Origin of the sequence: Azonexus sp., assembly GCF_036170495.1 — a bacterium.
In the GTDB taxonomy this organism is placed as follows: Bacteria; Pseudomonadota; Gammaproteobacteria; order Burkholderiales; family Rhodocyclaceae; genus Azonexus.
Window position 1 is genome coordinate 3,052 of sequence record NZ_JAVHPH010000398.1, and the last position, 6,898, is coordinate 9,949.

Sequence of the window (6,898 nt, forward strand, 5' to 3'; positions counted from 1 at the left end):
TGCGGCCTGTTCGTGGCAAGTGGAGGGCGAGATGAGCAGGGAGCAAGGTTCCATGGCTTGCCATGGAATGCGACCGGCCGCGAACGAGGTCGGAGCCCTCCCGGGACAGCATGTTTCGATGGCTGGTTCGGCTGCGATGCGGCCTGTTCGTGGCAAGTGGAGGGCGAGATGAGCAGGGAGCAAGGTTCCATGACTTGCCTTGGAATGCGACCGGCCGCGAATGAGGTCGGGGCCCTCCCCGGACCGCATGCTTCGATGGCTGGTTCGGCTGCGATGCGGCCTGTTCCTGGCAAGTGGAGGGCAAAATGAGCCGGGCCGGAATAAAAATCTGGATGACCGACCCGTCGCCCGAGCTGGTCGCCGCCTTCGCCAGCATCGCCCGCACCCGGATGCACGATGTGCCGATCTGCAATGCGTGCCTCCAGGTCGAGGCACTCGGTTTCCAGCAGCGGCCGGATGGCCATTGGGCCGGCGCGATGATCACGCCGTGGGCGATCAACCTGCTCTGCCTGCCCGGCGACGCCGCAACCTGGCCGGCATTGGCTGCCTGCGCCAAGCACGACTGGCATTTCCCGTCCGGCGATTACCAATTCACTGTCGCCGAGGAAGCCAGCCTCGGCCACTACCACCTCTGCTCGCTGTTCTCGCCGGCGCTCGAATTTGACAGCCAAGAGGCCGCCCGCCTGACCGCGCTGGCCGCGGCACATGCCCTGTTTGCTGAGCCGTTGGCCGAGCCGCCGACGGCCAGGGCAAGCAGCCGTCGGGCCTTTCTTGGGTTGCGGCGATGAGCGCCAGCGCCGGCCTGCTCACCGTCAAGGCGCGCTTCAAGGCGTGCGGCCTGCACGACATTCGCGTCGACCTGACGCGCCCTTCGGTGACGCGTCTGTTCATCGGCCAGTTGCCCGATGCGGCGGTCAAGACCGTGCCCTATTTGTTCACGTTGTGCGCCCGCGCTCAGCGGGCAGCGGCTCAGGCGGCGGTGACGGCAGCCCTGGGCGAAGCGCCGCGGGCTTTCGATAGCGCCGAACTGTGGCTGGAAGTGCTGCATGAAAACTTCTGGCGCCTGCTGCTCGATTGGCCGCCAGCGCTCGGCCTGCGCCCGGAAAAGGATGCCTTCATTACCTGGCGCAACGCGCGGCAGGGTGGTGATTGCCTGGCGGTAACGCAGAATTTGTTGCACCAAAGCCTGCGCCCGATTGCTGAAAAATGCCTCGAAATGCTGGTTGACCGTAGCACCGATGAAGTGGCGCCGGACGATGGCGAGCTGGAGATTCCCGCCGCTGCGCCGCTCGCCCCGCAGGCCTGGCTGGATTACTGGCAGGGCACCTCGGCGCAAATGCCGGCGCTGCCCGTGCCGACCTCGATTCGTGCGGTTTTTCTGGCGCGCCTGGCCGAAACGCTGGCCGCCGTCGATGCCCTGGCCGGCGGCACGCCTTTTCCGGTGGCCAGTGCCGGCGAGGACGGCTGGGGCGTCGGGCAAACCATGACGGCGCGCGGCGTGCTGACCCATGCCGTGCATGTGGTTGAGGGCGTGGTGGCCAATTATCGTGTGCAGGCGCCGACCGACGGTTTTTTTGCCGATGCCACGGCTTTGTCATCCTTGCTCGCTAATCTTCGCTTTGCCTCGCTCGATCAGGCCAGGCAGGCCTTGAACCGGGCCATCCTGGCGCTCGATCCCTGTCTGCCCCATGTCGCGGAGGTGCGCGATGCATGAAATATCGCTGGCCGAAGGCGTCTTGCAAATTGTTGAGGACACGGCAAAGCGCGAGAACGCCAATCGGGTGAAACTGGTCGTGCTGGAAATCGGCCGCATGTCGTCGGTCGAACCGGAGGCGATCAAATTCTGTTTCGAGGCGGTGACGCACGGCAGCATCGCCCAGGGCGCCGCGCTGGAGATTATTAGTGTGCCGGGCGCCGGCTGGTGCATGCTGTGTGCCGAAACAGTGCCGATGCAGGAGCGCTACGGCGCCTGCCCGAAATGCGGGAGCTATCAGGTTCAGGCCACCGGTGGCACGGAAATGCGGGTCAAGGAAATAGAGATCGAGTAATCAGGAGACGGATATGTGTACGGTTTGCGGCTGTGGTGCAGGGGAAACGAAGATCGAAGGTGAGCATCAACACACCCACGTCCACGAGGACGGCACGGTGCATACCCACACGCACGACCATGGGCCTGACCACGATCACGCCCGCAGCCACGACCACGTCCATTCCGGCGAGCATGCCCACGCCCATGGCGACGAGCATCACCACGAACACGGCGTCGCCGGCGATCTCGACTACGGCACCGGCCCGGCCGGCGCCCATGTGCCGGGCATGTCGCAGGCCCGCATGGTGCAGATCGAGCAGGACATCCTGGCCAAGAACGACACCTACGCCGCGGCCAATCGGCAGAATTTCGACGAGCGCGGCATCTTCGCGCTCAACCTCGTTTCCAGCCCCGGCTCCGGCAAGACGACGCTGCTTTGCAAGACCATCGAACTGTTGAAAGACAAGGTCGCCATCAGCGTCGTCGAAGGCGACCAGCAAACCTCCAACGACGCCGAGCGCATCCGCGCCACCGGCGTGCCGGCACTGCAGATCAACACCGGCAAGGGCTGTCACCTCGACGGCCATATGGTCGGCCACGCCATCGAGCGCCTCAAGCCGGCCGACGATTCGCTGTTTCTCATCGAGAACGTCGGCAATCTTGTCTGTCCGGCCGCCTTCGATCTCGGCGAACACCACAAGGTCGCCATCCTCTCGGTCACCGAGGGCGAGGACAAACCGCTCAAATACCCCGACATGTTCGCCGCCGCCGACGTCATGTTGCTCAACAAGGTCGACCTGCTGCCCTACCTCGAATTCGACGCCGACCTGGCCGAAGCCAACGCCCGCCGGGTCAATCCAAATCTGACCATCTTCCGCCTCTCGGCGACCAGCGGCGACGGCCTCTCGGCCTGGCTCGACTGGATTCAAGCCGGCCTCGAAGCGCAGCGCGCCAAGCGTTCGGAAAGCGTCGATACCTTGAAGCGCCGCGTCGCCGAACTGGAACGCCAGTTGGTGGCAAAGTAGGCCGCTGATGAGCGGCCGCCTGTTCCGCATTCGCGGTCTGGTTCAGGGCGTCGGCTTTCGGCCTTACGTCTGGCGGCTGGCCCATGAACTCGGGCTGACCGGCTGGGTGCGCAACGATGGCGCCGGGGTGATGGCTACGGTCAACGGGGAAAACTGGCCAAAATTCAAATCCCGTTTGCCACTCGAAGCGCCGCGTCTGGCGCGCATCGATGCCATTGAGGACGAGCCGGCCGAAGTGAGTGGTGACGGCTTCGTGATCCTTGGTAGCGAGCCGGGCGAAGTCAAAACTGCCATCGGCCCCGATGCCGCCATCTGCCCCGAGTGCATCGCCGACCTCTGCGACCCGGCCAGCCGCCGTTGGCGCTACGCCTTCACCACCTGCACGCACTGCGGCCCGCGCTACACCGTCAGCCGTGGCATTCCCTACGACCGGGCGCAAACCAGCCTCGCCGCCTTCCTGCTCTGCGCGTCGTGCCGCGCCGAATACACGGCGCCGGCCGACCGCCGATTCCACGCCGAAACCACTTGCTGCCCGGATTGCGGCCCGCAACTGAAACTGCTTTCAGCTGATGGCAAGCCCCTTGCCGGCGACCCCATCAGCGAAACCCTGCGCCTGCTGCGCGATGGAAAAATTGTCGCCATCAAAGGTCTCGGCGGGTTTCACCTTGCCTGCGATGCGCGCAACCCAACGGCCGTCGCCGAACTGCGCGAACGCAAGCAACGCGAAGAAAAACCCTTCGCCGTCATGGGCCTCAACGCCGCCTCGCTGGCCGAGTTTGCCCGGATTGGCGATGACCAACTGGCGCTGCTGCACAGCATCGCCGCGCCCATCGTCCTCTGCCCGAAGGGCGCCGAGGAACTGACCGGCATCGCCCCCGGCCTCGCCTGGCTCGCCGTCATGCTCCCCGCGACGCCGCTCCACCTGCTGTTCTGGCACGAAGCGGCGGGGCGTCCGGCCGGCACCGACTGGCTGGCGGCGACGAGCGACCTGCTGCTGGTCATGACCAGCGCCAACCCGCACGGCGAACCGCTGGTCATTGGCAACGCCGAGGCACTCGAACGCCTCTCCGGCATTGCCGACGCCTTCCTGCTCCACGACCGCGCCATCGTCATCCGCTGCGACGATTCGGTTGTCCGGGCGGCGCCGGACGAAAACCATAGGCACCCTCAAAACAGGTCAGCTACACCCGTTCGCCCCGAGCCTGTCGAAGGGCAGGAAAACCGCACAAACCGCGGACAGACCACGTTTTTCATCCGCCGCGCCCGCGGCTACGTACCGGTGCCGATCACATTGGCCGACGACGGCCCGACCGTGCTGGCGCTCGGCGGCTACCTCAAGAACACGGTCTGCCTCATGAAAGGCCGCGAAGCCTTCCTGTCGCAGCACATCGGCGGTCTCGACAACGCTGCCGCCATCGGCTTCCTTGAAGAAACGGTCGATCATCTGCTGGCCATCCTCGATGTCCGGCCCGAGCTGATCGCACACGACCTCCACCCCGATTTCCCCTCGACGCATCTGGCCGTCAGGCTGGCCGAAAAGCTCGGTATTCCGGCCATCGCCGTCGGCCACCATCAGGCTCATATCGCCGCCATCTGCGCCGAACACGGCATCAACGCGCCGCTCATCGGTCTGGCCCTCGACGGCGTCGGCCTCGGCCCGGATGGCGGCGCCTGGGGCGGCGAACTGCTCCGTCTCGACGGCGCCGATTGCCAACGTCTCGGCCACCTCCAACCGCTGGCCATGCCCGGCGGCGACCGCGCCGCCAAGGAGCCGTGGCGGATGGCCGTCTCGGCCCTGCACGGCGCTGGCTTCGGCTACCGCGTCGGCGGCTGGATCAAGCAGTATTACCCGAGCCGCGATCCGGGCCCGCTACTCACCATGCTCGCCCGCAACCTGCGCTGCCCACCGACGACCAGCCTCGGCCGCTGGTTTGACGCCGCCGCCGGCCTGCTCGGCGTGCGCGACCTGATGCAGTACGAAGGCCAGGCGGCGATGGAGCTCGAAGGCCTCGCCGCCCAATACGGCCCGGTCGAGCCGCTGCCAGGCGGCTATGCCGTGCGCGAAGACGGCGCGATCCTCGACTTTTCGCCGATGTTGTCGGCCCTCATGGGCTGCAAGGATGATGCCGCCCACGGCGCCGCGCTATTCCACGCCACCGTGGCGGCCGGTCTGGCCGACTGGGCGATTGCTACGACCATAGAAACAATGGCGGGCCCCAGGGTCAACCGGAAAAAAGAGCCAAAATTGAAAGCCGCCAAAATCGTCATCGGCGGCGGTTGCGCCATGAATGCCGTGCTCATGACGGCGCTGCGCAGCCACTTTGACGCGGCCGGCATCGAGCTGCTCGAAGCCCGTCAGGCGCCGCCCAACGATGGCGGTCTGGCGCTCGGCCAGGCCTGGATCGCCCGCCGTCTGGCGCTTGCCGACCGGCAGGCGAGCGGCGAAAATCGGTCGGAACAGGCTTCGATAAAGGAAATATCTTGAGCGATAAGGCGCCAACGTTGTGGCCGTTTGATCCGGCCAGTGCGCTGGCCGGGCGTTGCGCTGCGCTGTCCGAAGGCTTGCCGGTCAATCCGGCGCTGACGGGCGAGGTCTGCTGGTGCGTTCAGGAACGTGGCGACTGGCTGGCGGGCGTGATCGCGCCAGGTGTTGTCCGCATTTTTCTGCTGCCCGGCGGCGGCGAGTTGTGGGGTGACATTCCGCTCGGGCAGCAACGCTATCTGGCGCAGGGGAGCATGGACTGGCGCTTCACGGCGGCCCACGACCCGGTGCTCGGCGATTATCAGTACGTTGATCTGGTGCAGCCGATCAGCCAGGTGCTGGGCATGGCGGCGGCTCGCCTGGTGGTCGGCGACGCCCGTTTGGCCCTGGGCCTTGGTGCGCCCACTGCAGCGGCGTGTAATGAACCGCGCCAGCCGGTCAGTCGGCGGGGTTTTCTGCGCGCCTTGAGCGGCCGGCGATGAGCCATATTTTGAATTTGAGGAGCCGTCATGTGTCTGGCCATTCCCGCGCAAGTCGTTGAACTGCGCGATAACGACAACGCCCTGGTCGATCTGGCCGGGGTCAAGAAGGAAATCTCGCTGGCCCTGGTCGACGGCGTGGCGGTCGGCGACTACGTCATCGTCCATGTCGGCTACGCGCTGAACAAGCTCGATCCCGAAGAGGCCGCCAAGACGCTGAAGCTGTTTGCTGAAATGGGCGAGCTGGCGTCCGGCGACGACCCGACTTTTCATTGATGAAATTCATCGACGAGTTCCGCGACGGCGAGGTCGCCAAGGGCCTGGCCGAGGCCATTCGCCGCGAGGCGAATCCGGCGCGCGACTACCATTTCATGGAATTCTGCGGCGGCCACACCCACGCCATTTCGCGCTACGGCGTTTCCGACCTGCTGCCGGCCAACGTCAAGATGATCCACGGCCCGGGCTGCCCGGTCTGTGTGCTGCCGATCGGCCGCGTCGATCAGGCGATCCGCCTGGCTTTGGAGCAGGGTGTCACGCTGTGCACCTACGGCGACTGCCTGCGCGTGCCGGCTTCCGACGGCCTGTCGCTGATGAAAGCCAAGGCGCGCGGCGGCGACATCCGGATGGTTTATTCGAGCGCCGATGCCGTGGCCCTGGCGCAGAAGAACCCGGACAAGCAGGTCGTTTTCTTCGCCATCGGTTTCGAGACGACGACGCCGCCGACGGCGGTGGCGATCAAGCAGGCAGCGGCGCTCGGCCTGAAGAATTTCTCGGTGCTCTGCTGCCACGTGCTGACGCCGTCGGCCATTTCGAGCATTCTCGAATCGCCGGAAGTGCGCCAGTGGGGCACCGTGCCGCTCGACGGCTTCATCGGCCCGGCCCA

General features: G+C 65.9%; 8 protein-coding genes. All 8 read left to right on the plus strand.

Annotated features, from left to right (window positions below):
- Positions 1-305 precede the first annotated feature (305 nt).
- On the plus strand, positions 306-788 hold the full coding sequence (gene hybE, locus ADADOO_RS14745) for a [NiFe]-hydrogenase assembly chaperone HybE (protein WP_511278264.1): 483 nt from the start codon (positions 306-308) through the stop codon (positions 786-788).
- Entirely contained in the window at positions 785-1,714 is a 930-nt protein-coding gene (locus ADADOO_RS14750) for a hypothetical protein (RefSeq protein WP_511278265.1), read from the plus strand. Before hybE (ADADOO_RS14745) ends, ADADOO_RS14750 begins: the two co-directional genes overlap by 4 nt.
- Positions 1,707-2,048 carry a hydrogenase maturation nickel metallochaperone HypA gene (gene hypA / locus ADADOO_RS14755; RefSeq protein ID WP_511278266.1) on the plus strand — a complete coding sequence of 114 codons (342 nt, stop codon included), beginning with the start codon at positions 1,707-1,709 and terminating at the stop codon, positions 2,046-2,048. The genes ADADOO_RS14750 and hypA overlap by 8 nt, the downstream gene beginning before the upstream one ends.
- A gap of 13 nt (positions 2,049-2,061) precedes the next feature.
- The gene (gene hypB, locus ADADOO_RS14760) at positions 2,062-3,054 is read left to right on the plus strand and encodes a hydrogenase nickel incorporation protein HypB (protein ID WP_511278267.1); all 993 of its coding nucleotides are present in this window, start codon (positions 2,062-2,064) and stop codon (positions 3,052-3,054) included.
- A gap of 7 nt (positions 3,055-3,061) precedes the next feature.
- Positions 3,062-5,539, plus strand: coding sequence for a carbamoyltransferase HypF (locus ADADOO_RS14765; RefSeq protein WP_511278268.1), 2,478 nt, complete (start codon positions 3,062-3,064; stop codon positions 5,537-5,539).
- Positions 5,536-6,018, plus strand: a complete 483-nt coding sequence (hybE, locus tag ADADOO_RS14770; RefSeq protein ID WP_511278269.1) for a [NiFe]-hydrogenase assembly chaperone HybE — start codon at positions 5,536-5,538, stop codon at positions 6,016-6,018. Before ADADOO_RS14765 ends, hybE (ADADOO_RS14770) begins: the two co-directional genes overlap by 4 nt.
- 27 nt (positions 6,019-6,045) lie before the next feature.
- Complete coding sequence (locus tag ADADOO_RS14775; protein WP_511278270.1) at positions 6,046-6,291, plus strand: HypC/HybG/HupF family hydrogenase formation chaperone; 246 nt, start codon at positions 6,046-6,048, stop codon at positions 6,289-6,291.
- Positions 6,291-6,898, plus strand: a 608-nt coding sequence (gene hypD, locus ADADOO_RS14780) for a hydrogenase formation protein HypD (protein ID WP_511278271.1), incomplete at its 3' end; no start/stop codon positions are given. The genes ADADOO_RS14775 and hypD, both read left to right, overlap by 1 nt.